This window comes from Nostocoides australiense Ben110 (genome assembly GCF_001050535.1).
GTDB lineage: Bacteria > Actinomycetota > Actinomycetes > Actinomycetales > Dermatophilaceae > Nostocoides_A > Nostocoides_A australiense.
Window position 1 is genome coordinate 3,549,844 of the sequence record NZ_HG764815.1, and the last position, 1,726, is coordinate 3,551,569.

The window sequence follows — 1,726 nt, forward strand, 5'->3', positions numbered from 1 at the left end:
ACGCGAGCGGACGCCGCGCGCCGGCCGGCGAGAACGGCTGCGACCAGGCCCGCGGCGAGCGTGCCGAGCGCGAGGAGGGCGATGGTCACGAAGGCGATCAGGGCGCGAGTGCCGGCGACCGCACGGTCGTGGGCATCGAGCAGTTCGACGACGTCAGTCACGACTCCCGGCTTGGCCTCCCCCCAGGCGGGACCACCCGTGCGCAGCCGGCTCACGCCGGTGCGCAGCGTTTCGGCGGCTGCCGCCTTCCGCACCCGTTCGGGGTCGATTCCGTAGCGCCAGGTGTAGTTCAGGCCACGGGCGTAGTCGGTCGGGTTCATTCGCGGCATACCCTCCGGCTGGGCCTCCATCGCCTGCCCGAGGGCCGGAATCGTCTCGGGCGGGATGAGGAAGGCCACGGACGAGGAGGTGCCGCCCTCGCCGTTGACGACGGCGTTCGACTTCACGAGTCGGGCGTCATCGGACCAGAAGGGGTCCGTCGGATTCGTGGGGGTGTAGGTCGCGGCCAGCTCGACCTGGAAGGGGAACGGGCTCTCGTACGGCACGTGGCGGAGGGCGGTGAGCTGGAACCGGTCCCCGATCTTGGCGTCCCACTCGTCCGCGACCGATGTTGCCAACGCGACGGGGATGACCGGGACCTTGCGCACCATCGTCACCGGGTTGCCGGACTCGTCGGTGCTGTAGGGATCCTTGTCCCGATAGGTCACCGTTTTCGTGGATGGACCCAACTGCCCGCGGTCCCAGGTGACCCGCTTGTCGAGCCCGGCCTGGGCACGCACGACGCCCTCTCTGCCGGGGTTGTGGAAGAAGTCGCCCTGCGGTGTCTGGACGACGAACTCGACGCTGCGCGCAGAGAAGAGCGGCGGCGCGAGCAGGGCGGCGACGTCGGGCCCCATGACCTTCGCCGCCGTGGCCGCCATCGGCTTCTCCGGGCTGGTCGGCGCGTCGAGGGCCTCGCCCCCATAGGTGCCCATCGGTTGAACTCGGCCGGCGGAATAGGTCAACTGGAGGTCGCGCGTGGTGCGTGGCGCGTCACCGAGGCGGTCCCCGATGGCGCGGTCGTATGCCGCGCGCTCCAGGCCCGGCACCGCCACCAGGTAGCCCGTCGTGGCCAGGGTGAGCAGGGCCAACAGCAGGCCCGGTCCGCGGTCGCGCAGCTGGCGACGCCAGAGCGCGAACAGGGTCAACGGCACGTTCATTCGCGCTCACCGGCCCGTAGCACATCGGCCAGGTCGCGGGCGGTGCGCCCGATGACGAGGATGGAGATCAGGGCCAGGACGGCGAGTACGACGCCCACGAAGACCAGCAGGCGGAGCACGTCCAGGTCGACCGCGACCGGCGGGATCTGTTCGTAGCCGTCGCTGCCCACGACGAGCGGAACGATCACCCGGGCGGCTGCCAGGCCCGCGAGGACGCCGATCAGGCTGGCGAGCACCAGCACGACGAGCCGTTCGCCGACGACGGCCCGCCGGATGTGCCCGGGCGGGGTGCCGAGAGCGAGCAGGATGGCTCCTTCCCGGTGGCGGGCCAGCGCCAATTCCGCTGTGGCAGCGGCGAACCCGAGGCTGGCGAGAACGAGCGCCGAGGCGGTCACGAGGCGGAGAGCCGCCCGCATACCGGCGTTGACCGGATTGGCTCGGCGCTGCTCCTCCACCTCCTCCTGGTCGACGAGGGCGGTCGCGAGCCGGGGCTCCTTGGCCAGAGCGGCGCGCGCCGCCGCCACGTC

2 protein-coding genes are annotated in these 1,726 nt (G+C 71.7%); both read right to left on the reverse strand.

Features of this window, described 5'->3' with window-relative positions:
• The coding region (locus BN11_RS24195) for a hypothetical protein (RefSeq protein ID WP_201329293.1) at positions 1–1,199 on the reverse strand (1,199 nt) is incomplete at its 3' end.
• The coding region (locus tag BN11_RS17345) for an FtsX-like permease family protein (RefSeq protein WP_048699574.1) at positions 1,196–1,726 on the reverse strand (531 nt) is incomplete at its 5' end. The genes BN11_RS24195 and BN11_RS17345, both read right to left, overlap by 4 nt.